Source organism: Kitasatospora sp. NPDC023120, assembly GCF_055560835.1.
This window is the reverse complement of sequence record NZ_JBVHHY010000008.1, coordinates 269,886-292,220: the sequence shown is the minus strand read 5'-3', so window position 1 is coordinate 292,220 and position 22,335 is coordinate 269,886. Positions and strand designations below refer to the sequence as shown.

The following is a 22,335-nucleotide window of genomic DNA, read 5'->3' as shown; positions in this document are numbered from 1 at the left end:
GGCGCCCGCGCCGTTCCGTACGGCTGGTTGCTGCTCAGGCCCGGACAGAATCCTGGCTGATGAGTGTGCCGATCTTCTCACTCTTCACCGCGCGCGCGATATTGCCCTCCGCCAGCAGTTCGAAGACCAGCATCGGAAGGTTGTTGTCCTTGCACAGCGTGATCGCGGTGAGGTCGGCGACCTTGAGGTCGCGCGCGATGACCTCGGAGTACTCCAGCGCGTCGAACTTGACCGCGTCCGGGTTGGTCCGCGGGTCGGAGTCGTAGACGCCGTCCACGCCGTTCTTGCCCATCAGCAGGACGTCGGCGTGGATCTCCAGCGCGCGCTGGACGGCCGTGGTGTCGGTGGAGAAGTACGGCATGCCCATACCGGCGCCGAAGATCACCACGCGGCCCTTCTCCAGGTGCCGGACGGCCCGCAGCGGCAGGTACGGCTCGGCGACCTGGCCCATGGTGATGGCGGTCTGGACCCGGGTCTCGATGCCCTCCTTGACCAGGAAGTCCTGCAGCGCCAGGCAGTTCATGACGGTGCCGAGCATGCCCATGTAGTCGGAGCGGGCCCGGTCCATGCCGCGGACCTGCAGCTCGGCGCCCCGGAAGAAGTTGCCGCCTCCGATGACCACCGCGACCTCGGTACCGGCACGGACGACGGTGGCGATCTCCCGGGCGATCGCGTGCACGACGTCCGGGTCGACGCCGAGCCCGCCGCCACCGGCGAAGGCTTCACCGGACAGCTTGAGCAGCACCCGGCGGCGCGAGCCGTCCTTGGGGTCCTGCGCGGTCTCCTGCGTCTCCTGCATGGACTTCTCCTTTTTGCACCTACTGGTCACAGGCGCGGGTGTGCGGGTGCCCCGCCTGCGTGTACACGCGAGGAGGCCACTGCCGCGGGAACCGGTTCGGTGTCCTGCACGGCAATGGCCTCCTCGTCGTTCATGGTGCCGACGCGAGCCCGCCCGTGGACGGTTGGCGCTGGGTGAGCCCGTTCGGCGTTCCGCCCGCCCCGGTCAGCGGGCGGGGGCGGTTCCCAGCGTAAAGGTGCCGGGGACCAGGTGGAACGTGGCTCAGGCGCCGACGCGGAAGCGGGCGAAGCGCTTGAGGGCGACGCCGTTCTCCTCGAGGACCTTGGCGACGGTCTTCTTGTTGTCCTTCGCGAAGGCCTGCTCCAGGACGGAGAACTCCTTCACGAAGCCGGTGACGCGACCCTCGACGATCTTCGGCAGGGCGGCCTCCGGCTTGCCCTCCTCGCGAGCGGTGGCCTCGGCGACGCGGCGCTCGTTCTCGATGTCCTCGGCCGGGATGTCCTCGCGGGACAGGTACTTCGGGGCGAAGGCGGCGATGTGCTGCGCGACGTCCTTGGCGACCTCGGCGTTCTCCTTGTCCAGCTCGACCAGGACGCCGACGGCCGGCGGCAGGTCGGGGCTGGTCTTGTGCAGGTAGACCGCGACGAAGCCGTCACCGTCGAACTGGGCGAAGCGACGGAAGACGATCTTCTCGCCGAGGCTCGCGTTGGCCTCGTCCACGAACTGCTGGACGGTCTTGCCGGCCTCGATCTCGGAGGCCAGGGCGGCGTCCAGGTCGGCCGGGGCGGTCTTGGCGACGTGGGCGGCGATCGCGTCGGCGACCTCGACGAACTTGTCACCCTTGGCGACGAAGTCGGTCTCGCAGTTCAGCTCGACCAGGACGCCGGACTTCTTGTCCTCGGCGATCAGCGCGGCGACGGCGCCGTTGGAGGCGTCACGGCCCTCGCGCTTGGCAACACCCTTCTGGCCCTTGATGCGCAGGAGCTCGACGGCCTTCTCGACGTTGCCCTCGGCCTCGTCCAGGGCCTTCTTGCAGTCCATCATGCCGGCGCCGGTGAGCTCACGGAGCTTCTTGACGTCCGCGGCGGTGAAGTTCGCCATGGTGTGAATCTCTTCTCGCGTCTCGCGTGTCTGCGTGGGGATGCGCCGGGACCGATGGTTCGGTCCCGGCGCGGGAGAGAGGGGCACCTACCGGTGTCGTACCGGCGGGTGCCCCTCACCCTTGGTACGTCAGGCCTGCTCGGCCGGAGCCTCGGCGGCGGCGGGGGCCTCCTCGGCCTTCTTCTCGCCCTCGATGAGGTCCTTCTCCCAGTCGGCCAGCGGCTGGTCGGCACCCGGCTCGGCCTTGGCGTCGCCCTTGGCGACACCGGCGCGGGCCTTCAGGCCCTCGGCGACGGCGTCGGCGATCACGCGGGTCAGCAGGGTGACGGAGCGGATCGCGTCGTCGTTGCCCGGGATCTTGTAGTCGACCTCGTCCGGGTCGCAGTTGGTGTCGAGGATGGCGACGACCGGGATGTTGAGCTTCCGGGCCTCGCCGACCGCGATGTGCTCCTTCTTGGTGTCCACGATCCAGACGGCGCTGGGAACGCGCTGCATGTCGCGGATACCGCCGAGGGTCTTCTCCAGCTTGTCGTGCTCGCGCTGGAGGACCAGGAGCTCCTTCTTGGTCAGGCCGGAACCGGCCACGTCCGAGAAGTCCAGCTCGCCGAGCTCCTTCAGGCGCTGCAGGCGCTTGTAGACGGTCGAGAAGTTGGTCAGCATGCCGCCGAGCCAGCGCTGGTTCACGTAGGGCATGCCCACGCGGGTGGCCTGCTCGGCGATGGCCTCCTGGGCCTGCTTCTTCGTGCCGACGAAGAGGACGCTGCCGCCGTGGGCAACGGTCTCCTTGATGAACTCGAAGGCGCGGTCGATGTAGTTCAGCGACTGCAGGAGGTCGATGATGTAGATGCCGTTGCGCTCGGTGATGATGAAGCGCTTCATCTTCGGGTTCCAGCGGCGGGTCTGGTGACCGAAGTGGACGCCGCTCTCCAGCAGCTCCCGCATCGTGACGACGGCCATTGCCGTGCTCCTCAGGTGTTACGGCCCGGCGGCGGCAGCTCGTCGGAGCGACGCTCACAGCCGGGTCAGTCTCGGTTTGTCCGTGGCGGCCAGGTGACAGCCACGCCTGACGCCCCGAACGTGCCGAGCCGCTTGCGCCCGCTCGGCCCTGGGGCCGGTCGGGCTCGGCGGACCGAGCGGCACTCGCACCTGGCGGGGCTGCGGACGAACCGCGTCCGACCACCGGTGGCGGGGCGTGCGAAGTCGACCCGGCGGACCGGGTCGCGTGTGAAGTGTACGGGAAGCGCCGAGCGGCGGGCGACTTCACCGGTGGCCGGAGGCCCGCCGGGGAGCTGGGGAGAGCCTGGGAACGGCGGGGATCGGCGGGGGTGCGAGGGGCGTGCGCCGGGTGTCGGCGGCGGGGGTCCGGCGGGGGTGCGCCGGGTATCGGCGGCGGCGTGCGGCGGGGCTGCGTCGGTGGGGCGCGTGCGGGCGCCGGTCGGCTGCCTGCCCGCGGTCGGGCGCCGGGATGCCGCTTGTACACCGGATGGCGGTATCCGTACACCCCTCCGGGGGACGGCGATCGGGCGCGGGGGCGGTTTGTCCACAGGAGTCCCGATGCGGGTGGTGCGGGGGCGGTGTGGCGGCGAGCCTTCGCGCATGGGTGTTCGTGCGTGGTTTGTCGGGTTTCGGGGGCCGGTCGCCGCGGGGGTGGCGATGGGGGTGATCGGGGCGGTGGGGGTGATCGGGGTGCCAGGGGCTTCCGGCGTGCCTGGTGGTTCCCGTGACCGTGGTGGCTCCGACGAGCGCGGTGGCTCGGGTGGTGCGCGGGCCTGGCCGGTGGGCGGGCCCGGTGGGCTCCTGGGGCGGTTCGAGCCGCCGGCGAAGCCCTGGGCCGCCGGGCACCGCGGGGTGGACCTCGCCGCCGCGCCCGGGGTCGAGGTACGAGCGGCAGCCGCCGGGGTGGTGGTGTTCTCCGGGCAGGTGGCGGGGCGTCCGGTGGTGACCGTCTCCCATCCGGGCTCGGGGTCTCCCCCGCTCCGGACCACCTACCTGCCCGTCACCGGCGTCCTCCCGGTCGGCACCCCGGTGGCCGCCGGGCAGCCGATCGGGCGGCTCGCCCCGGACGGGAGGCACTGCGCCGCGCGCGACTGCCTGCACTGGGGCTTGCTCCGCGGCGGCACCTACCTTGACCCGTTGGCCCTGTTCGGCGCGGGCACGGCGCGACTGCTGCCGCTGGGCTCAGGGCCGGCGAGGGACGAGCACACGGTCACGCCCGGCTGAGACCGTGCAGCGCGAAGGCGACGGCGGCGTCCGCGATCTCCCGCTGGGTCTCGGGCAGACAGCCGGCGCGATTCGCCGCCGCCGCCTGCTCGGCTCGGCGGACCGCCGCCTCCACGGCCCCCTGCAGCAGCGCCGCCGCGAGCCGGGGCTGCTCGTGCCCGAAGTCCTCCAGCGCCTGGACGACCAGACCGGCCAGCCGGCCGTGCGCCGCCCGGATCCGCTCCCGCGCGGCTTCGTCGAGCTCCAGCGCCGAGATCGCCACGACCGCGCGGTGACGCGGGTCGGCGGCCAGCGCCAGCTGGCCCCGGACGTACGCCTCGATCCGCTCGGCGGCGGTGTCGCAGCTCGCCATCCCGGCCTCGATCTCGGCCGCCCAGAGCGGGAAGTCCACCTCGCAGAGCGCCTCGACCACGGCGGCGCGGGAGCGGAAGTACTCGTAGACCGAGGAGCGCGCCAGCCCGGTGCGCGCCGCGAGCGCGGGGAAGGTCAGGGCCTCCTTGCCGCCCTCGGTGAGCAGGGCGCGGGCAGCGTCGAGGAGGGCTGCCCGCTGCAGCTGGCGATGCTCGGCCACCGTGGCCGCTCGGATCTTCGGCACGCTCCCACTGTACGGAGCCCTACCCACGGCCGGTACGGGCGCCGCGCATGCGAGGGAGGCACCGCCGCGCCGGGCCGTTCACGCGCCGACGGATCGGTGCGCTATCGGACGTCCGAGAGCTTGGCGCGCAGCTGGAGGACGGACTTGGTGTGGATCTGACTCACCCGACTCTCCGTCACCCCCAGCACCTGACCGATCTCGGCGAGGGTGAGCCCCTCGTAGTAGTAGAGCGTCACCACGGTCTTCTCCCGCTCGGGGAGGGTGTTGACCGCCTGGGCCAGCAGTCTGCGCAGCTCGCGGTCCTCGGCCACCTCGACTGGGTTGTCCGCGCCGTGGTCCTCCAGGGTGTCCATCAGGCTCAGCCGGTCGCCGCCCTCCCCCACCGGGTGGAGCAGCTCGTCCAGGGCCACCACGTTGGCGAGCGACAGCTGGCTGAAGATGGCGTGCAGGTCCTCGGTCGCGATGCCCATCTCGGCCGCGACCTCGGGATCGTGCGGCGTCCGGCGCAGCCGCGCCTCCAGCGTCGCGTACGTCCGCTCGACCGCCTTCGCCTTCTGCCGCACCGAGCGCGGGATCCAGTCCAGGGCGCGCAGCTCGTCGATGATCGCGCCACGGATGCGGCTGATCGCGTAGGTCTCGAACTTGATCGCGCGGCCGATGTCGAACTTCTCGATCGCGTCGATCAGCCCGAAGACCCCGGAGGAGACGAAGTCCGCCTGCTCGACGTTGGACGGCAGACCGACCCCGACCCGCCCGGCCACGTACTTGACGAGCGGTGAGTAGTGCAGGATCAGCTGCTCGCGCAGCCGCTGGTCACCGGTCTCCTTGTAGGAGCGCCAGAGCTCTTCGAGCGCGGTGCGCCCGCGGGCCGCGGCGTCCCGGTCGACCGGTCCGGTGTCCGCGGGTGCGGCACCGGGCGCGTCGGCGAGTGCGGGACCGGTTGTGGCGGCGGGCGCGCCCGTCGGAGCATCCGCCGGCGCGTCGGCGGCGGGGAGCGCCTCGGCGGCGCGGGCCGTGTCCGCGGGCTGGCCTGGCACCACCGTCGGTCGGCCGCCCTGCCGCGACAGGCCTCCCCTCGTCCCCGCCGACTTGGACGGGAACTCGGTCGCCGGGCGCCGCTCGGTCCGCGGCCCCCCCGAGGACCGAGCGCCACCGGTCACTCTGTGTCCGGGAATGTGTGTGGGCATGCGTTGGTCTGCGCCGTTCTGCCGAGTCATGTGCTGATAGGGAAGGCATGTGGAGCGTAGCGTGACCGACTCGCTGCAAAGCGCTACCGCCACTCGGTCGTCCCCCGATCCGGTGGCGTTCACTCATCGGATCCGGGCACGCGAGCGGAAGAGCCGGATCAGCAGGTCAGCCGGGCGGTTCGGACGCTCCCTCCCGCGGCGCACACCTGTTCTCCGTCCCGACGCTCACCTCCTCCGCACGATGCGCCAGTGCGCGCCGTGTCGCTCCACGTAGCCGAGCGAGCCCAACTCGTAGAGGCGCTGGAGCACTTCGTCCGGCGGGAGCCCGGACCGGCGGGCCAGTCGCTCGACCGGTGCGCCCTCCGCCGTCGCCGGTACGGCCTCCAGCACCCGGGCCACCGGGGGCTCCAGCAGGTCCCGCGGCAGCACCGGCCCGCTGCGCTGCGGGGCCAGGTCGTCCCCGATCGCCCCGATCAACTCGGTGATCTCGGCCGCGTCGGTGACCAGAGTGGCGGCGCCACTGCGGATCAGGGCGTGCACCCCGGCCGAGAGCTCCGAGGTGACCGGGCCGGCGACCCCCATGGTGTGCCGGTTGAGGTCCCGCGCCCGTCTGGCCGTGCTCAGGGCTCCGCTGCGGACGGCCGCCTCGACCACCACGGTGCCCCGGGTGAGCGCCGCGATGACCCGGTTGCGCAGTACGAAGCTTCTCTGCACTAAGTCAATCTGGGGGCCCATGGTGGCCTCTACTCACATCGGCTCCGCGCTCGTATTCTGACGACATGTCAACTGAGCCTGATGCTGGCGGCGAGGACAGCCAGCAGGGCGATGCAAGCAAACATGTCCCTCTCACCTCCAGCCAGCTCGCCGCGCTCACTCAGTTCGCTGAGCGGTTCGCTGAGCGGCTTCGTGTGATCAACGAAAAAGTGGACGCTTCCAAGGAGCGCAAGGAATTCGATCCTGCACCTCTTCGCCTAAATCCACGCGCGCTCGAACCAGAGACCGTCGTTGGGCTGGTGACGGGGGCGGGTGCGGTTGCAACGGCCGCGAGTGTGGCGTTGAAGGCGAAGATCGAGGCTCGGGCTGATGTCCGGAAGGCCGAGATCGAGGCGGAGACCCGTCGTCTTGAGATCTCCGAGGAGACGAAGCGCGAGCGGATGCGGCTGAAGGCTGGCCAGTCGGCCCCGGCCCCGGATCATCCAGCCGAGGAGGAATGAGCCAGCGCGGGGTGGGCGTCTCCAGCGAGTATGCGGCGGAGACGCCCACCTCGGCTTGGTGGTCAGGCGGTGTTTGGGCCCTGGCCCTAACGGGTGGTGCGGCCCAGGGGCGGTGTCACTCGAATTGTGGACGGACTGTCGGGATGCCGAGGGTGACAGGGGTCCTGCGGGTGAGCCGGGCCGCGTCGGCCTGTTTGGTGCGGACGAAGGTCAGGGTCAGGTCGATGCCCTCGATCTCGCCGAGCCACTGCTCTTCCTCGGCTCGTTTGCGGCGGAGGATGAGGTCCTTCTCGATCTCGGCGAGTCTGGGGAGCATTTTGGGGTTGACCTGGAGCATCGGGCATCGGATGCAGGCGTGTTCGTGCTGGCAGGGTGAGCCGTAGGGGCGGGCGCAGTTGCCGAGCTCGATCTTGCGCCGGTCGAAGTGCTCCTCGAACTCCGCCCACTCCTGCGGGGTGACATCGGTGTATTCCTCCTCGGGCCGGAGGGTGCGGCGGTGGTTGAGGAACTCCTGGAATGCCTTGACGACGTCCTCGGCGAAGACGGCGACGTAGCCCTGGGTGGTCTGGAGGTTGAGGTGGCCGAGCAGGGCGGCTCCGATGTGGATCGGCAGGCCGCCGTTGACGATGTCGGTGGCGAACAGCCTTCGGAAGTCGTGCGGGGTGAACTTGGTGCCGTGGAAGGCCGGGTTGGTCTCGGCGATCTCCTCGCAACTGCGGCCGATCATGTTCAGGACGGTGGCCGGCGCGATGACGTTCAGGACGGTGCCGATGCGGCGCTGGAAGAGGAACGGCATGGGCTCTGACCAGGTCTTCTCGTGTCCGTCGTAGCGGGTGAGGAGTTGGATGGGCCGGCCGTCGCGGGTGAGGCGGCGGATGATCTGGGCGACGGCATGGAACAGCTCGGCCGACATCGGGATGACCCGCTCGCGTTCGCTCTTGGACGGGGCGACGACCAGGAGGGCGATGACCTCGCCGTTGGGGCGTTCGTATTGGCGGATGCTCAGGTGGGTGAGCTCGACGAGTTCCTCGACGCGGATGCCGCTGTGCCGCAGGACCTCGACGGCGGCCCACTCCCAGAAGGCGCTGTCCTCGGTGAGGGTGACGTTGACCGTCTCGCCGCTGCCGTGGTCGACGACGCGGACGGCCGGTTCGGTGAGGAGCTTGGCCTTGCGCCGGTCCTCGCGGGAGTTGGTGCGACTGTAGCGCCGCCCGTTGTGAGTGAAGGACTGGCCGAGCGGGACGGGGCGGGCGGCTTCGAGGAGGGCCGCCAGGTGTTCGTGGCGGTCCTCAACGTGGCGGACCAGGACAGGCAGCAGGGGCTGGCGGACGCGGGTGCGGTCGGCCATCCGCTGGTTGATCTCGCGTCGGCGCTTGCCGAAGCCCTTGAGGTCGCGGGGCATGATCGGGCAGGGGACGACCCAGTGGGCCCAGCGCTCCGGCTCGGCGACGGCCCAGCTGTGCAGGTCCATGTAGAGGCCGCGGACAGCCAGCAGGACGGAGGCGGGGTCCTTGCGCAGGCGAGTGCGGTCGGTGCGGCCGTCCTTGCGGCAGTACTGGATCTCGGCCCGCCACTGGTCGTAAAGCTCCGGGCTGAGGGCGAGGTCCTTCTGGCCGGGGTTGAGCTCCTCGACGACATCCCAGAACAGGCCGGCGACGTTGCGGGCGAGTCCTTCGAGGGTGTTGTAGTCGGTGTCGGCGCGGCGGCGGGTGAGGTAATCGATCAGCAGCTGGCGGACGGCGGCGTTCTTGAAGCGGTAGCGGTCGACGAGTTCCTCGACGGTGCGCTGACCGTCGTAGATGAACGTCCGCAGCGTCGGTGCGGTCCCGGGCGGGAAGTGGCCGATCTTGTGGAGGGTCTCCCAGGCGGCCAGGGCCGCGAAGCGGGTGGTGTCGTTGTTGGCGCCAGGGGTGACGCCCAGGCGCTTGCACTCCAGCGAGTAGTGCAGCAGAGCCGAGGGGGTCAGGTCCGCCAGGTCGATGCCCTGGGTGGTGAGCGCGCAGGCGACGTCGAACTTGGCCCGGTTGCGGTGGACCTCGCTGATCTGGAACTGGGCATCGACGGCCGCGTAGTACTCGTCGACGCGGCGATCGTTCTGGATCTTGCGGAAGGTCTCGGGGTATTCGGCGAACTTGTTCGCCCGGAACCCGGAGAGGGAGGGCTGGATGATCCGGGCGGCGAACATCGTCCTGAGCGCGGCGGTCGCGTTGCTGCCGTCGTAGCTCCCGGGGCGGCCCACGGTATTGGCGGCCGGCGCCTTCTCGGCGTTGAAGCCGCTGGCCTCCCAGCGCTCCTGCCAGGTCTCGCCCGGGAAGGTCTCCAGGTGGCCGAGCAGCACCCGGACGCCAGCGCGGAGCTTTTCCGTTCCGGACCTGGTGCGGGCCGGCAGGATGTCGCGGACCAGGTCGGCGATCTCGCTGATGGTGGCCGTCGACCAGTCGCCGACCGGGGCCGGCGGCTTGTCGGGCCGGGGCGCGGGCGCGGCCTTGACCATGGCGCTGGTGAAGCGCGACAGCCCCTTGGTGCGCGGGGCCTCGTCGTAGTTCTGGCGCCGGTTGCGGGTGGTGTAGGTGTCGGCGAGGACTCCGCGGTTAACCACCGAACACCGCCTTCATGTCCTCGGGGTCGTAGCCGGGGGCGAAGGTCCGCTGGACGCGGGGCCGGTTGTAGTGGGCCTGGAGGGCGTCGAAGAGGTCCTCGATGCGCTCGTTCAGGTAGCGGCCGGTGGTGGCCAGGTCGGAGTGCCGCAGGATCACGCGGACCTGGGCGAGGGTGAGGTCGGGGTCGTTGGCCATGCGTTCGGCGGCGGTGTGCCGCAGGTCGTGCAGGGTCCAGTTCGTGCCGAGCTTCTCGTTGGCGCGCTGGATCACCCGGCGCATCGCCCAGTAGGTCAGGGGCCGGTCCGGTCCTCGGCGGGTCCGCAGGATCGGTTCGTTGGCCGGCGGCAGGCCGATCGCGTCGAGGTAGGCGGCCAGGACGATGAGGGCCTGGGGGCTGGCGGGGACCTGTTCGCGGTCGTCGGTGCCCTTGGTGACCACCCAGAACAATTGCTTGGCCCAGTCGATGTCGCAGGGCCGGACTCCGAGGAGTTCGCTCGCGCGGGCGCCGCTGGAGACGTAGAGCAGGATGGCGGCGCGGTCCCGGTCGCAGGTCATCGCCCCGAAGAACTCGTCCCAGAGCGAGTCGGGGATCGATCGCGGGGCGGTCTTGGGGACGCGCTGGCGCAGTCGTGCCCGGCGGAACGGCGCGATCGGGCTGTCCGGGGACCTGCGGGCCAGGGCCCGGCGCATGGCCGCCGACTCGGGGACGGGGTTGACCAGGGGGCCGCGGTTGTAGTGCTGGTGGTAGGCGTAGAAGCTGCTGACGACGGTCAGGCAGTGGTTGATCGTGCTGGGCGCGTAGCCGGCCTTGAGGCGAGGTTTGCCGGTGCGGGGGTTCACCGATCCGGGCGGCGGCGAGTCCGGGTTGGTGCGGCGGCGCTGCGGGTTCGACGCGACGCGGAGCCATCCGACCATGGCAGTGGCTTCGGCCTCGGTCGCCCGGTCCCACGGGACGTCGAGGTACCAGAGCACCCGGAACCAGCGAAGCAGGTCGTAGGCGTAGCTCTTGGCGGTCAGGGGCCGGTTGTCGTCGAGGACCAGGCCGAGGAGGTACGGGGCGACGGGGGCGACAACGGTGCCGTCAGCGTCGAGGACGGCGTACCCGGGTATGGACTCGATCTTGATTACAGAGCCGATCCGAGGCACATCAGCCCGGCCCTCGATCAGCTGACGGTGGAGGTCTTGCTGCACAACGTTCCTTGCAGGTGGAAAGCCTTCTCGCTCCAGGATCGAAACGATTAGTGCAGTTAACACACCGGAAGCGGTTCGGGTGCTCGCCGGGCGGGAGTTCACTGACCAGCAGGCCCTGGACGCCGATCCGCCGGATCAGCGCGGCGTTCCCCTTCGGGTAGGCCACATCGACTCCGCAGGCGAGCACCGCGGCCGTCATCCCGCCGACGGCCAGTGCCCCGCGGTGGGCGGCGGCGTCGATCCCGTAGGCCGCGCCGGACACCACCACCCAACCGCGCTCGGCCAGTTGGGCCGCCAGCTCCCCGGCGACGTGGGCGCCGTAGGCCGTGCAGGCGCGCGAGCCCACCATCGCGACCGAGCGGAGCGCGAGCAGCCGCAGCGAGCCGGTGCCGACCGTCCACAGCCCGACGGGGCGCCCGTCGCCCAGGTCGTCGAGTTGGCTGGGCCATTCCGTGTCCCCCGGAATGATGAACCGTCCGCCGGCGTGCCGTACCCGTTTCAGGTCCATCTCCGGGTCCAGCCCCGGGAGTCTCGCCTGGTAGCCGGTCAGCCGGGTGGCGTCCAGCCCGGGGTGGTCGGGGACCGTCCCGGACCGGATCGCCTCGACCACGTCGACCGCGGGGAGTCGGCCGAGCCAGCGGCCGACCACCGCGTCCCCCGGTTCGCTGAGCCGACTGAGCAGGGCGCGGGCGGCGCGCTCGGCATCGGGCACTGCCGTGGTGACGGCGGGGCCGGCGGGACCGGCGCTGTCGGACCTGGTCCCGGCGCCACTCCGGTCCTCCGGCCCGGCTGCGCCGGGTGCTCGGGAGTGCCCCGACAACTGGTTCATGCCTCGCCCTCCGTGTTCTCCGTCGGCTCTTCGCATGCCCCGGGCCGGCCTGCGCCCGGCGGGCCGCTGCGCTGGGCCGGAATGCCTCCGAGCCGGCCGAAGGCCCGCTCGGTCAGCGGCAGCCCTTGCTCCACCCCGGTGCGCAGGACCAGGGCGGTGCGCACGTCCCGCTGGTCCGGCCGGTCGCGGCCGGCGAGGTCGGCGACCGTCCAGGCGACCCGGAGCACCCGGTCCAGGCCCCGGGCGGTCAGCAGCCCCCGCTCCAGCTGGCGCGCGGCGTCGTTGAGTGCGCCGGCCGTGAGCTGCCAGCGGGTGCGCAGCTCGTGGCCCGGCACTTCCGCGTTGGTCCGCCACGGGGTGTTCGCCAGCCGGGCCGCCGCCCGCTCCCGTGCGGCCAGCACCCGAGCGGCGACGGTCTCGGTGGTCTCCGCCGCGGCGTCCCGCTCCATGAGTTCGACCCGCGTCACCGGGGCGACCTGCACCTGGAGGTCGACCCGGTCCAGCAGCGGCCCGGAGAGCCGCCCCTGGTAGCGGCTGACCATCGCCGGGGTGCACTCGCACCCCTCGCCCCGCCGCGAGTACCGGCCGCACGGACACGGGTTCGCCGCCAGACACAGGAGGAAGCGGGCCGGGAGCCGGAGCGACCCGGCCGAGCGGGCGATCACCACCTCCCCCGACTCCAGCGGCTGGCGCAGCGCGTCCAGCACCCGGACCGGGAATTCCGGCGCCTCGTCCAGGAAGAGCACGCCCCGGTGGGCCAGTGAGACGGCGCCCGGTCTCGGCAGGCCGCTGCCGCCGCCGACGATCGCGGGCATCGTGGTGGAGTGGTGCGGCGCGCAGTAGGGCGCCGTGTCGATCAGCGGGCGCCCGACCGGGAGCAGGCCCGCCACCGAGTGCACCGCGGTGACCTCCAGCGCCTCCTTCTGGGTCAGCGGCGGGAGCAGCGACGGCAGCCGCTCCGCCAGCATGGTCTTGCCCGCGCCCGGCGGACCCTTCAGATAGAGGTGGTGTCCGCCGGCGGCGGCGATCTCCAGGGCTCGCCGCGCCTCGTACTGGCCGGCCACGTCGGCCATGTCGAGGCGGGCCGCCTTCTCGTCGGACAGTCCCCGGACGCTCGCGCTGGGCAGCATCAGCCCGGCCATCAGCGGATCCGGCCGGCCGCCGATCGGATCGGGCGGCTCCTCCGGCGCCGCCGCCCCGGTCAGGATCGCGACCAACTGGCGCAGGCTGCGGACCCCGATCACCGTCACCCCGGGGACGAGCGAGGCCTCGGGCGCGGTCTGTTCGGCGACCACGACCCGCTCGTAGCCTGCGTCGGCGGCGGCCAGCACCGAGGGCAGCACCCCGCGGACCGGCCGCACCCGGCCGTCCAGCCCCAGTTCGCCGATGATCAGCAGCTCGGCGATGGACGACGGGTCGAGCCGCTCGGCGGCGGCCAGCACGGCGCAGGCCACCGCGAGGTCGAAGCCGCTGCCGCTCTTGGGCACCGAGGCGGGGCTGAGGCCGACCGTCAGCTTGCGCTGCGGCCAGGACTCGCCGCTGTTCACCACCGCGGCGCGGACGCGGTCACGGGCCTCGGTGAGCGCCTTGTCGGGCAGGCCGACCAGGGTGAACGCGGCCACCCCGGGCTCCAGATCGGCCTGGACCTCGACGATCACCCCGTCGACGCCGACCAGCGCGACGGAACAGGTACGGGCGAAGGCCATCTCAGACCACCCCCCGCAGGTGGTCGACCAGGGCCGCACCCCGCGCCCGGTTGACCACGGCGACCAGGTCGATCCGGACCCCGCCCGGCGGGGCGGGTGGCCAGTGCGGATCCGTCGGCGCCACGTCCGGGTCTGCCCCGGCGAGCCTGGCGAAGTGACCGGGCCAGCGTTCGGCCATCCAGCGCTCGGCCAGTCGTTGCAGCCGGGCGGCCTTGGCCTGGTCGATGGCCTCGGTGGGCTGCTGGAACCCCCGCTCGGAGCGGGTCTTCACCTCGCAGACCGCCACGGTGTCGCCGTCGAGGGCGACGATGTCCAGCTCGCCCTCGACGCAGCGCCAGTTGCGGTCCAGGATGCGGAGCCCGGCCTCCGCGAGGTGGCGGGCGGCGACCCGCTCCCCGTAGCGGCCGAGCCCGGTCCTGGTGCTGCGGTCCGGGAGTCCGCACGACTTCTTCCCGGGTGCGGCCGCGTCCGGTACGGCCTGGCCCTGCACGACGGTGTCCTGCACGACGGTGTGCTGCATGGTGACCACCTCCGCCGAGGAGGCTGCACCACCGAGCCGATCAGGGCCCGGAAATTCCGTTTCCCTGTGGATAACTCGGTTCCACGGACGACTTCTGTCACCCGCAGGGGTGAGAAGCCCCGGTCCCGGGAAATTCGGCTGGACAACGCGGGACTGAGTCGTCCAACGTCAGTTCCCGAAGCCGGACTCGTCCGAGGGCAGCTCCAGATCGCTCTTCGCGAGTTCCTCGATGTTCACGTCCTTGAAGGTCAGCACCCGGACCTTGCGGACGAACCGGGCCGGCCGGTACATGTCCCAGACCCACGCATCCGCCATCGACACCTCGAAGAACACCTCGCCCTGGACCGAGTGCACCTGCAGCTCGTAGTCGTTGGTGAGGTAGAACCGTCGCTCGGTCTCGATCACGTACTTGAACAGGCCGACGACGTCCCGGTACTCCCGGTAGAGCTTGAGCTCCATCTCGGTCTCGTACTTCTCGAGATCTTCGGCACTCATCCAGGCGTCCCCTCAACTTGTCACGTCCACCCATTGTGGACCACCGCACCCACGGTCAGAGCCGTACCGGATCCACCGGCGGGCCCTCGACCAGCAGCCGTTCCAGGAAGTCCGCCAGGCCGGCCGGATAGACCGTCTCGGCGGTCCCCCTCAGTTCCTCGACCGTCCACCAGCGCGCCGCGAGCAGCTGGGCGTGTTCGTCCTCGCCCATGCCCGAGTGGTCCAGCCCCGTCTCCGTGGTCCGGGCCAGGTGGAACCACTGCTCCTGCTCGTAGCGCTTTCCCCGAAAGGAGAAGGACACCGTGCCGTACGCCACCAAGGGTCCCAGGTCCACACCCCGCAAGCCGGTCTCCTCCGCGAGCTCCCGCTCGGCGGCCTCCCGCACGTCCTCTCCGGCCTCCAAGCCGCCACCGGGCGTGAACCACCACGTCTCCTTGGGGACTGCCGGGTCGGCGCCCAAGAAGAGGAGGATGCGGTCCAGCCCGTCCAGCAGCAGGATCCGCGCCGCCCGGCGACGCTGTGCTGTCATGGCAGCGCTCCACGCTCCTTCCGTTCGCATCGGTGGCGCTACCGATCCTGCCACCCGGCGCCGCCGTCCGGGGCGATGTTCGGCACAGCGGCCCGCGCCGCGACGGACCCGCTCAGGAGCTGCGCCCCCGCAGCCGCCGAGCCAGGCCCGCCACCCCGCCCACCGCGGAGGTCAGCAGGATCAGCGCCGCGCCGCCGACGGTGGCGTAGGCGGCGGGCCCCAGCGGGCCGGGCTGCGCCGCCCGCGGCCCCGCGAAGCCGTCGAAGGCCGTGGTCCGGTCGAGCAGTCCCATCCGGCCGTAGGGCTGCAGGGTGGCCTCGACCCTGGCCTCGACGGCCGCGGCCGGGACGGTCCCGCCGTCGACCTCCAGGTGGGTGCGGGAGTCGAGCGAGCCGACCCGGTTGTCGCCGAGCAGGAACAGCCGGCCCTGCGGCACCGTCACGCTGAACGACTCGCCCTGGCGGCCCTGCGTCGCGAGGTACGGCTCGTCCACCGGCTGTCCGTTGACCGTCAGCCGACGGTCGTCCCCGCTGGTGGCGACGGTGTCCCCACCGACCGCGACCACGCGCTTGACCATGAGCTCGCCGCCCCAGGCCTCGTCCCGGAAGACCACCACGTCGCCCCGACCGACGGCCCCGCCGTCGACCTTGCGGGCGAGCACGGTGTCCCCTGCCTGCAGCGTCGGGTGCATCGAGGCGGTGGGGATGTTGTACGGGCGGTAGTCGATCGCGATGAGGGCGAAGCCGCCGATCATCAGCACCAGTCCGAGCGCCAGCGCGACGCCCTGCAACACCGCGGCGGGCCGGCGGCGCTCCCGGGCGGGCGCGGCTGGGCGGTCTGCGGTCTGCTCCACGACACTGCTCATCGAAACCGTCCACCTCTGGCCGACCGGAGAACACCACTGGCACGCCGGAGGCACCGGCGGGAACGCCGACGGGCCGTGGCACGTCCGAGCAGATTACTCGTCGGTACCACGGCCCGCGCAAGAGTCGGGGACGACCCGGTGGAGCTCAGGACTCCTTCCGGCGCTCCACCCGGCCCCGCACCCGGCGCACCAGCGGGAGCAGGGCGACGGCCCCCACCGCACCGGCCACGGGGGGCACCGGCGGCGCGGCCGCCGCCAGGCCCTTCTGGTCGAAGGTGTCCGGCACCGGCAGCGTCGCCCAGTGGTCGACCGGCCAGGCCACCACGAAGGCGCGACCGATCACGTTGTCCACCGGGACGGTGCCGCCGCCGGGCTGGTCCATGTGGAAACGGGAGTCCAGCGAGTTGGCGCGGTGGTCGCCCATCACCCAGATCCGGCCCTCGGGCACCTTGACCGGTGCGAAGGGGTGGTCGCCGCAGGGGGTGTTTCCCGGGTAGACGTACGGCTCGTTGAGCGCGACGCCGTTCACCTTGACCGGTCCCTCGCCCTCGCACTCGACGGTGTCCCCGCCGACCGCGATGACCCGCTTGATCAGGTCCTTCTCGTTGGCGGAGGGCATCAGGCCGACGAAGCTGAGCACGTCCTGCACGCCGCGGATGAAGGAGTTGCTGCTCTGCGGGGTCGGCTCGTCGTTCAGCCAGCCGCCCGGGTCGTGGAACACCACGACCTCGCCGCGCTCGGGCTCGGCCCCGAACCACGGGGTCAGCTTGTCCACCAGGACGCGGTCACCGACCTGCAGCGTGTTCTGCATCGACTCCGACGGAATGGAGAACGCCTGGACGAAGAAGGTCTTGATCACGAGCGCGAGGATCAGCGCGATGCCGACCAGGATCGGCAGCTCCTTCCAGAAGGAGCGCTGCTTGCGCGGCTTGGCCGGAGCCTCCGACTCCGACCCGTCCGCCGGCCCGGTCTCCGGGTGCGAGGGTTCCGGCGAGTCCTCGGCCCCGGTGCCCTCCTCGTCGGCGGTCTGGGCCGCGGCGTCGTCGACCGCGGCCGAGGGCGCCGACGACTCGGCGGACCGGGCCACCCGACGGCCTGGGCCTTCGGGCTCTCCGGCGCCCGAGCGGGCGCCGATCACCAAATCCCCCACAACGTCTCCTCCCTGCTGTGCGGACGCCCGCGCGCCCGCGCTCAGAGTGCCGCACAGCGGGCACCACGCTCGCCGTGACAGCGAACGGTCCCAGGACTGCCCACCGTGGGCTCCTCTGACACCGGCACAGCCTCGGCGCCCGGCCGGGACCACTCCCGGCCGCACCTGCACTTCTCTATCACTCCAAGGCATCCGGCTCGCGGTTCCACACGCGCGGCCCGGCCGGTCGACGGCCGGTGCGGCTCACTTCGGAGGTCGCCCCGGCCGACGAACGACGAGCGGAAGGATGCCCAACACACCCATAACGAGCGGAGGTTCCATAGGAACCGGTCCAACACCCACGGATTCCGCGGCAGTTCCACCGGGCTGCGGAGCCCGGGCGAGAGAGGAGAGTGAACTCGGCACGTCGAGTTGATGGAAGCGGTCCAGCGGCCAGGCGATCACGAAGGCCCGACCGACCACGCCGCTCAGCGGGATCGTGCCCTGGCCCGGATTGCCCATGTGGAAACGGGAGTCGGCGGAGACGTCCCGGTGGTCACCCATGACCCACAGCCGCCCCTGCGGCACCTTCACCTTGAAGGGCTGCCGGGACGGTGGGTTGCCGGGCGCGAGGTAGGTCTCATCCACCGGGCGGCCGTTGACGCTGAGCCGCCCCTGCGCGTCGCAGCACTCGACGGTGTCCCCACCGACGCCGATCACCCGCTTGATCAGGTCCTGCTCGTTGTCGGATGGCAGCAGCCCGACGAAGGTCAGCGCCTGCTTGGCCGCGCCCAGTACCGGACCGTCGTCGGAGGGCCTGCGGTCGTTCTCCAGCCAGCCGCCCGGGTCCTTGAACACCACCACGTCGCCGCGCTGCGGCTCACTGCCGAACCAGGGGGTCAGCTTGTCCACCAGCACCCGGTCCCCGACCCGGATGGTCTGCTCCATCGAGCCCGAGGGGATCACGAACACCTGGACCAGGAAAGTCTTCATCACCAGCGCCACCAGCAGGGCCACCAGGATGATCAGCGGGATCTCGCGCACCAGCGACCGCTTGCGCCGACGGGCCGCCCGTCGGGCAGTGCGGCGCCGCTCGGCCCGGCCGCGTACGGGCGGGGCCCCGGCGGACCCGGCGGCCTCCGGTCCCGTGCCGTCCGGCTCGCGGGCCGGTCGGTCGGCGAGCCGGCCCCTACCTCTGGTCCCCATGACCACCCGTCCCCGCAGTCGCGGCGAAGGCCGCGGGCCGGTCCAGGCTGGTCCAGCGCGAGAACGGGTAGACCACCCAGTCCGCCCGGCCGATCACCTTCTCCTCGGGCACGAAGCCGCCGCCGGGCTCGCCGAGGTGGTCACGGGAGTCCCGGGAGGCGCTGCGGTGGTCGCCCATCACCCACAGCTCGCCCGCCGGCACCACCACGTCGAAGGCCACGCTCGAAGGGTCGTCCCCCGGGGAGAGGTAGGAGGTCTCGTCCACCGGCACGCCGTTGACGGTGATCGGCGCGCCCGGGCCGGTACTGGTCACCCGGTCCCCGCCGGTGCCGATCACGCGCTTGACGTAGACGGTGTCCCCGGCCGGGGCCAGCCCGAGGTCCCGCGCGAGCGAACGCACGTCGTCCCGGAAGCCGGTCGGCTTCGCCGACTCCCGCAGGAAGGAGCCCGTCCCGTCGAAGACCACGACGTCGCCCCGCCGGGGGTGGCCGCCGAAGGCGTAGGCCAGCTGGTTCGCGATCAGCCGGTCGCCCGGACGCAGGGTGTTCTCCATCGACCCGGAGGGCACCGAGTAGGGGCGCGCGACGAAGGCGTTCACCAGGAGGAGGGCCGCCAGGCAGATCCCCACCAGCAGCAGCAGGTCACGCGAGCGCGAGCGGCCGGGCTCCTCGTCCTGATCGGAATCCTGATCGGCGCTCTGATCGGCGCTCTGATTGGCGCTCTGATCGGCGTTCTGATCGGCGCGATCGGAGTTCTGCTCCGAGGCTTCGGCGACAACGTTCGCGGCGGCAACGTTCCCGGCCCGGTTCACGGCGGCCGTGGCAGTCGTACCGGTCGCCGGTTCCGCGTCGGGGGTCCCGGAAACGACCGCGGACCGCGACAGCGAGTCCGCACCGGTGGGTGCGGGACTGCTGTCGCGGTCCGCGGGTGGTTCGTGCGTGCTCATCGGGGGGTGAGCTTACCTTGCGGCCGTTCGGCCCCCCAGAGCGCTCCGATCCCCCGGCGAGGCCGGGGGCCGGTGGATCAGCGGTCGCGCTTCTCCTTGATCTTCGCGGCCTTGCCGCGGAGGTCACGCAGGTAGTACAGCTTGGCGCGGCGAACCGCACCGCGGGTCACGACCTCGATCTTCTCGACGACCGGGGTGTGCACCGGGAAGGTGCGCTCCACGCCGACGTTGAAGCTGACCTTGCGGACGGTGAAGGTCTCGCCGACACCGGCGCCGTGGCGGCGGATGACGACGCCCTGGAAGACCTGGACACGGGAGCGGTTGCCCTCGATGACCCGGACGTGGACCTTCAGGGTGTCACCGGCGCGGAAGGCCGGAATGTCGCTACGCAGCGAGGCCGCGTCGACAGCAGCGAGCTTGTTGCTCATGTTGCTCTCCATCGCAGGCGCCACGGGCCGCCCACGGAAATCGTCACAATGGGGTCTGCTGCGGGCCGCATCGGCTGACGACGATCCCCCCGTGGCGGGGGCGCCGGTCCACGTGCCCCCTACGGGAGGGGACCAGCGACAGACAGCAGCGGCCTATTCTTCCACACCACCGGCCGCGGACCGAAATCGGCCGAGTCGCTCGTCCCAGGCCAGGCCGAGGATGCTCAGCGCCTCCCGGTCCTTCTTGTCGAAGGCGCCGTACTGCCAGCGCTCGACCAGGTCGGGCCGGTTCGCCAGGGTGCGGGCGAAGGCCTGCTCGCGCCGCCAGCGGGCGATCTTCCCGTGGTTGCCGCTGAGCAGCACGTCCGGCACGGTCCGGCCGCGCCACTCGGCGGGCTTGGTGTAGACCGGGCCCTCCAGCAGGTCGGCCATCGCGCCCGGCGCGAAGGAGTCGTCGCGGTGGGACTCGGCATTGCCGAGCACCCCGGGCAGCAACCGGGCGATCGCCTCGACCATCACCAGCACCGCGACCTCGCCGCCGGCCAGCACGTAGTCGCCGATCGAGGCCTCGACCACCGGCATCCGGGTGGCCGCCTCCTCGATCACCCGGCGGTCGATGCCCTCGTACCGCGCGGGGGTGAAGGCCAGCCAGGGGCGGCCGGCCAGCTCCTGGGCGAGCTCCTGGGTGAACGGGCGCCCGCTCGGGGTCGGCACGACCAGGGTGGGCAGCTCGCCCTCGGGCCCACCGGCGACCACCGCGTCCAGCGCCTCGCCCCACGGCTCGGGCTTCATCACCATGCCGGGGCCGCCGCCGTACGGGCTGTCGTCCACCGTGCGGTGCACGTCGTGGGTCCACTCGCGCAGGTCGTGGACGTGCACGTCCAGCTGGCCGCGCGCGCGGGCCTTGCCGACCAGCGAGATGTTCAGCGGCTCCAGGTACTCCGGGAAGATCGAGACGACGTCGATCCGCATGCCGCTCTGCACACCGCCGGACTGCACGCTGCCGTTCCCCTCGACGGTCACTCCGACTCCTCCGACCCTTCGGCACGCTCCGAACCCTCGGCACGCTCCGACCCCTCGCCGCGCTCGCCCGCGGACGTACCGGCGACCTCGGCCTGCGCCGGGTCGATCAGCCCGGCCGGCGGAGTGATCACCGCGCGCTGGTTCTCCAGGTCGATGGTCGGCACGATCTGGGTCACGAAGGGCACCAGCACCTCCGTCCCGTCGGCCTTCTTCACCGTGAGCAGGTCCTGGTAGGGCAGGTGGACGACCTCGGTGAGCTCGCCGACCAGGGTGCCGTCGAGCAGCACCACGTCCAGGCCGATCAGCTGGTGGTCGTAGTACTCCTCCGGGTCGTCGGGGCGCTCCTCCGGGTCGACCTCGGAGATGAGCAGGGTGCCCCGCAGCGCCTCGGCGGCGTTGCGGTCCTTGACGCCGGCGAAGCGCAGCAGCAGTCGGCCGCTGTGCACCCGGCCGGACTCGACGGTCAGCGGCCCGACCGACGCGGGGTCGGTGAGCACGACGGCACCCGGGCCGAGCCGGAGTTCCGGCTCGTCGGTGCGGACCTCGACACTGACGTCCCCCCTGATGCCGTGGGCACGGCCGATCCTGCCGACGACGAGCTGCACGGTGATCGTTCTCCTGGAGTTCCTGAGTGGGGTGGGGTGGTGCGGGAAAGCGGGTGCCACGGGAAAGCGGGTGCCACGGGAAAGCGGTGGCACGAGGAAGTGCGGTGGTACGGGGAAACGAAAAAGGCCGACCGGGACGCCATGCGTCCCGGTCGGCCCCAAGCCCTGACGGCTGAACGAGCAGCTGCGTCAGCGGATGTTGTCCACGTCGACCAGGTCGACCCGGACGTTGCGACCGCCGAGGGCGCCGACCACGGTGCGCAGAGCGCGCGCCGTGCGGCCGCCCCGGCCGATCACCTTGCCGAGGTCATCGGGGTGCACTCGCACCTCGATGGTGTTGCCCCGACGCAGGTTGCGCGAGCGCACCTGCACCTCGTCGGGGTGCTCGACGATGCCCTTCACCAGGTGGTCGAGGGCGTCCTCGATCACGCTCAGGCCTCGGCGGCGGCGTCGGCCTCAGCCTCGGCCTTGTCCGACTTCTTGGCCTTCGGGGTGATGGCGACGCCGGTGGTGGCGTCCTCGAAGCCGGCGACGGCCTTGGCGAACAGGTGCGAGAAGTCCTCGACCTTCGGCTCCGCGACCTTCAGCGGGGCCGGAGCCGGCAGGCCCTTGAACTTCTGCCAGTCGCCGGTCAGCTTCAGGATGGCGAGCACCGGCTCGGTCGGCTGGGCGCCGACGGACAGCCAGTACTGGGCGCGGTCGCTGTCGACCTCGATCTTCGAGGGGTTGTAGGTCGGCTGGTAGATGCCGATCTCCTCGATCGCGCGGCCGTCACGCTTGGTGCGGGCGTCGGCGACGACGATGCGGTAGTGCGGGGAGCGAATCTTGCCGAGACGCTTCAGCTTGATCTTGACTGCCACGGGAGTGGATTCTCCTGGTGTTGACGTGGGTGAGCGGGCTCGCCGCCGCGTGGGGTTGCGGGGCGGACCGTTCAAGGGACACGCCAGCCGTAGGAGAGAGGGGTCCTGCCCGGCTGCCGAGTACTCAGCTGTCCATTCTGCCATACCGGCGCGAACCGCCTGCACACGGGCCCGGGGAGCGATCAAGGCTCGACCGGGAGCCCCCGCTCCCGGTCCAGCCCATGGACTCACCGTTGTCGCACTGCTGTCCTGCTCTGCCTTCGTACCGCTCCGCCGTGCGACAGTCC

Annotated in this window: 23 protein-coding genes and 1 pseudogene; 2 read left to right on the top strand and 22 right to left on the bottom strand. The window is 71.6% G+C overall.

Going from position 1 to position 22,335, the window contains the following annotated elements; genetic code table 11:
• Positions 1-34 precede the first annotated feature (34 nt).
• The 3 genes from pyrH to rpsB all read right to left on the bottom strand — a co-directional run bounded on the left by pyrH (position 35) and on the right by rpsB (position 2,857).
• On the bottom strand, positions 35-799 hold the full coding sequence (gene pyrH / locus ACZ3TI_RS14690) for a UMP kinase (protein WP_189923573.1): 765 nt from the start codon (positions 797-799) through the stop codon (positions 35-37).
• 261 nt (positions 800-1,060) lie between these two features.
• Complete coding sequence (tsf, locus tag ACZ3TI_RS14685; protein WP_465726547.1) at positions 1,061-1,900, bottom strand: translation elongation factor Ts; 840 nt, start codon at positions 1,898-1,900, stop codon at positions 1,061-1,063.
• Positions 1,901-2,029: 129 nt separating this feature from the next.
• Positions 2,030-2,857: a 30S ribosomal protein S2 gene (gene rpsB / locus ACZ3TI_RS14680; RefSeq protein WP_449804591.1), complete on the bottom strand. Its 828-nt coding sequence runs from the start codon at positions 2,855-2,857 to the stop codon at positions 2,030-2,032.
• Positions 2,858-3,604: 747 nt separating this feature from the next.
• Between rpsB and ACZ3TI_RS14675 the strand changes: the two genes are divergently transcribed.
• Positions 3,605-4,120: a M23 family metallopeptidase gene (locus tag ACZ3TI_RS14675; protein ID WP_465726546.1), complete on the top strand. Its 516-nt coding sequence runs from the start codon at positions 3,605-3,607 to the stop codon at positions 4,118-4,120.
• Here the strand turns inward: ACZ3TI_RS14675 and ACZ3TI_RS14670 are convergent.
• The 3 genes and pseudogenes from ACZ3TI_RS14670 to ACZ3TI_RS14660 form a co-directional block, all read right to left on the bottom strand.
• A complete protein-coding gene (locus ACZ3TI_RS14670) occupies positions 4,107-4,691 on the bottom strand; it encodes a TetR/AcrR family transcriptional regulator (protein ID WP_465726576.1) in 585 nt (194 codons plus the stop codon). The two genes, ACZ3TI_RS14675 and ACZ3TI_RS14670, sit on opposite strands and share 14 nt — an antisense overlap.
• A gap of 125 nt (positions 4,692-4,816) precedes the next feature.
• Positions 4,817-5,752, bottom strand: coding sequence for an RNA polymerase sigma factor WhiG (gene whiG / locus ACZ3TI_RS14665; protein ID WP_465726545.1), 936 nt, complete (start codon positions 5,750-5,752; stop codon positions 4,817-4,819).
• A 375-nt stretch (positions 5,753-6,127) separates the two neighbouring features.
• Positions 6,128-6,604: pseudogene (locus ACZ3TI_RS14660) on the bottom strand (DNA-processing protein DprA); the annotation flags it as partial.
• Between the two features lie 77 nt (positions 6,605-6,681).
• Here ACZ3TI_RS14660 and ACZ3TI_RS14655 point away from each other — a divergent pair.
• Entirely contained in the window at positions 6,682-7,116 is a 435-nt protein-coding gene (locus ACZ3TI_RS14655; protein WP_465726544.1) for a hypothetical protein, read from the top strand.
• Positions 7,117-7,231: 115 nt separating this feature from the next.
• On the opposite strand, the gene ACZ3TI_RS14650 is transcribed toward ACZ3TI_RS14655, so the two are convergent.
• The 16 genes from ACZ3TI_RS14650 to rpsP form a co-directional block, all read right to left on the bottom strand.
• On the bottom strand, positions 7,232-9,715 hold the full coding sequence (locus ACZ3TI_RS14650) for a tyrosine-type recombinase/integrase (protein ID WP_465726543.1): 2,484 nt from the start codon (positions 9,713-9,715) through the stop codon (positions 7,232-7,234).
• Positions 9,708-10,907 carry a tyrosine-type recombinase/integrase gene (locus ACZ3TI_RS14645; RefSeq protein ID WP_465726542.1) on the bottom strand — a complete coding sequence of 400 codons (1,200 nt, stop codon included), beginning with the start codon at positions 10,905-10,907 and terminating at the stop codon, positions 9,708-9,710. The genes ACZ3TI_RS14650 and ACZ3TI_RS14645 overlap by 8 nt, the downstream gene beginning before the upstream one ends.
• Positions 10,864-11,736 (bottom strand): DNA-processing protein DprA, encoded by an 873-nt coding sequence (locus ACZ3TI_RS14640; RefSeq protein WP_465726541.1) that lies wholly within the window; start codon positions 11,734-11,736, stop codon positions 10,864-10,866. The genes ACZ3TI_RS14645 and ACZ3TI_RS14640 overlap by 44 nt, the downstream gene beginning before the upstream one ends.
• Complete coding sequence (locus tag ACZ3TI_RS14635; protein ID WP_465726540.1) at positions 11,733-13,442, bottom strand: YifB family Mg chelatase-like AAA ATPase; 1,710 nt, start codon at positions 13,440-13,442, stop codon at positions 11,733-11,735. Before ACZ3TI_RS14635 ends, ACZ3TI_RS14640 begins: the two co-directional genes overlap by 4 nt.
• 1 nt (position 13,443) lies before the next feature.
• Positions 13,444-13,962, bottom strand: coding sequence for a YraN family protein (locus ACZ3TI_RS14630; RefSeq protein ID WP_465726539.1), 519 nt, complete (start codon positions 13,960-13,962; stop codon positions 13,444-13,446).
• A gap of 168 nt (positions 13,963-14,130) precedes the next feature.
• Positions 14,131-14,457: a DUF2469 domain-containing protein gene (locus ACZ3TI_RS14625; RefSeq protein ID WP_030056781.1), complete on the bottom strand. Its 327-nt coding sequence runs from the start codon at positions 14,455-14,457 to the stop codon at positions 14,131-14,133.
• A 55-nt stretch (positions 14,458-14,512) separates the two neighbouring features.
• Positions 14,513-14,986: an NUDIX hydrolase gene (locus ACZ3TI_RS14620; protein ID WP_465726538.1), complete on the bottom strand. Its 474-nt coding sequence runs from the start codon at positions 14,984-14,986 to the stop codon at positions 14,513-14,515.
• A gap of 112 nt (positions 14,987-15,098) precedes the next feature.
• Complete coding sequence (gene lepB / locus ACZ3TI_RS14615; protein ID WP_465726537.1) at positions 15,099-15,851, bottom strand: signal peptidase I; 753 nt, start codon at positions 15,849-15,851, stop codon at positions 15,099-15,101.
• Positions 15,852-15,996: 145 nt separating this feature from the next.
• Positions 15,997-17,001, bottom strand: a complete 1,005-nt coding sequence (gene lepB / locus ACZ3TI_RS14610) for a signal peptidase I (protein WP_465726536.1) — start codon at positions 16,999-17,001, stop codon at positions 15,997-15,999.
• Between the two features lie 243 nt (positions 17,002-17,244).
• The gene (gene lepB / locus ACZ3TI_RS14605; protein ID WP_465726535.1) at positions 17,245-18,186 is read right to left on the bottom strand and encodes a signal peptidase I; all 942 of its coding nucleotides are present in this window, start codon (positions 18,184-18,186) and stop codon (positions 17,245-17,247) included.
• Positions 18,170-19,132, bottom strand: a complete 963-nt coding sequence (gene lepB, locus ACZ3TI_RS14600) for a signal peptidase I (protein WP_465726534.1) — start codon at positions 19,130-19,132, stop codon at positions 18,170-18,172. The genes lepB (ACZ3TI_RS14605) and lepB (ACZ3TI_RS14600) overlap by 17 nt, the downstream gene beginning before the upstream one ends.
• 77 nt (positions 19,133-19,209) lie before the next feature.
• Positions 19,210-19,560, bottom strand: a complete 351-nt coding sequence (gene rplS, locus ACZ3TI_RS14595) for a 50S ribosomal protein L19 (RefSeq protein ID WP_063347674.1) — start codon at positions 19,558-19,560, stop codon at positions 19,210-19,212.
• Between the two features lie 153 nt (positions 19,561-19,713).
• Positions 19,714-20,532: a tRNA (guanosine(37)-N1)-methyltransferase TrmD gene (gene trmD, locus ACZ3TI_RS14590; RefSeq protein WP_465726575.1), complete on the bottom strand. Its 819-nt coding sequence runs from the start codon at positions 20,530-20,532 to the stop codon at positions 19,714-19,716.
• A gap of 47 nt (positions 20,533-20,579) precedes the next feature.
• Positions 20,580-21,188: a ribosome maturation factor RimM gene (gene rimM, locus ACZ3TI_RS14585; protein ID WP_465726533.1), complete on the bottom strand. Its 609-nt coding sequence runs from the start codon at positions 21,186-21,188 to the stop codon at positions 20,580-20,582.
• 189 nt (positions 21,189-21,377) lie between these two features.
• Positions 21,378-21,617 carry an RNA-binding protein gene (locus ACZ3TI_RS14580; RefSeq protein ID WP_030056773.1) on the bottom strand — a complete coding sequence of 80 codons (240 nt, stop codon included), beginning with the start codon at positions 21,615-21,617 and terminating at the stop codon, positions 21,378-21,380.
• 2 nt (positions 21,618-21,619) lie between these two features.
• Positions 21,620-22,048: a 30S ribosomal protein S16 gene (gene rpsP, locus ACZ3TI_RS14575; protein WP_045700219.1), complete on the bottom strand. Its 429-nt coding sequence runs from the start codon at positions 22,046-22,048 to the stop codon at positions 21,620-21,622.
• Positions 22,049-22,335 lie beyond the last annotated feature (287 nt).

Bases quoted from the DNA above. Each gene is read 5' to 3' on its own strand.
- pyrH (WP_189923573.1), bottom strand. From the start codon at position 799: ATGCAGGAGACGCAGGAGACCGCGCAGGACCCCAAGGACGGCTCGCGC.
- tsf (WP_465726547.1), bottom strand. From the start codon at position 1,900: ATGGCGAACTTCACCGCCGCGGACGTCAAGAAGCTCCGTGAGCTCACC.
- rpsB (WP_449804591.1), bottom strand. From the start codon at position 2,857: ATGGCCGTCGTCACGATGCGGGAGCTGCTGGAGAGCGGCGTCCACTTC.
- ACZ3TI_RS14655 (WP_465726544.1), top strand. From the start codon at position 6,682: ATGTCAACTGAGCCTGATGCTGGCGGCGAGGACAGCCAGCAGGGCGAT.
- ACZ3TI_RS14640 (WP_465726541.1), bottom strand. From the start codon at position 11,736: ATGAACCAGTTGTCGGGGCACTCCCGAGCACCCGGCGCAGCCGGGCCG.
- ACZ3TI_RS14635 (WP_465726540.1), bottom strand. From the start codon at position 13,442: ATGGCCTTCGCCCGTACCTGTTCCGTCGCGCTGGTCGGCGTCGACGGG.
- ACZ3TI_RS14630 (WP_465726539.1), bottom strand. From the start codon at position 13,962: ATGCAGCACACCGTCGTGCAGGACACCGTCGTGCAGGGCCAGGCCGTA.
- ACZ3TI_RS14625 (WP_030056781.1), bottom strand. From the start codon at position 14,457: ATGAGTGCCGAAGATCTCGAGAAGTACGAGACCGAGATGGAGCTCAAG.
- ACZ3TI_RS14620 (WP_465726538.1), bottom strand. From the start codon at position 14,986: ATGACAGCACAGCGTCGCCGGGCGGCGCGGATCCTGCTGCTGGACGGG.
- lepB (WP_465726537.1), bottom strand. From the start codon at position 15,851: ATGAGCAGTGTCGTGGAGCAGACCGCAGACCGCCCAGCCGCGCCCGCC.
- lepB (WP_465726535.1), bottom strand. From the start codon at position 18,186: ATGGGGACCAGAGGTAGGGGCCGGCTCGCCGACCGACCGGCCCGCGAG.
- lepB (WP_465726534.1), bottom strand. From the start codon at position 19,132: ATGAGCACGCACGAACCACCCGCGGACCGCGACAGCAGTCCCGCACCC.
- rplS (WP_063347674.1), bottom strand. From the start codon at position 19,560: ATGAGCAACAAGCTCGCTGCTGTCGACGCGGCCTCGCTGCGTAGCGAC.
- trmD (WP_465726575.1), bottom strand. From the start codon at position 20,532: ATGCGGATCGACGTCGTCTCGATCTTCCCGGAGTACCTGGAGCCGCTG.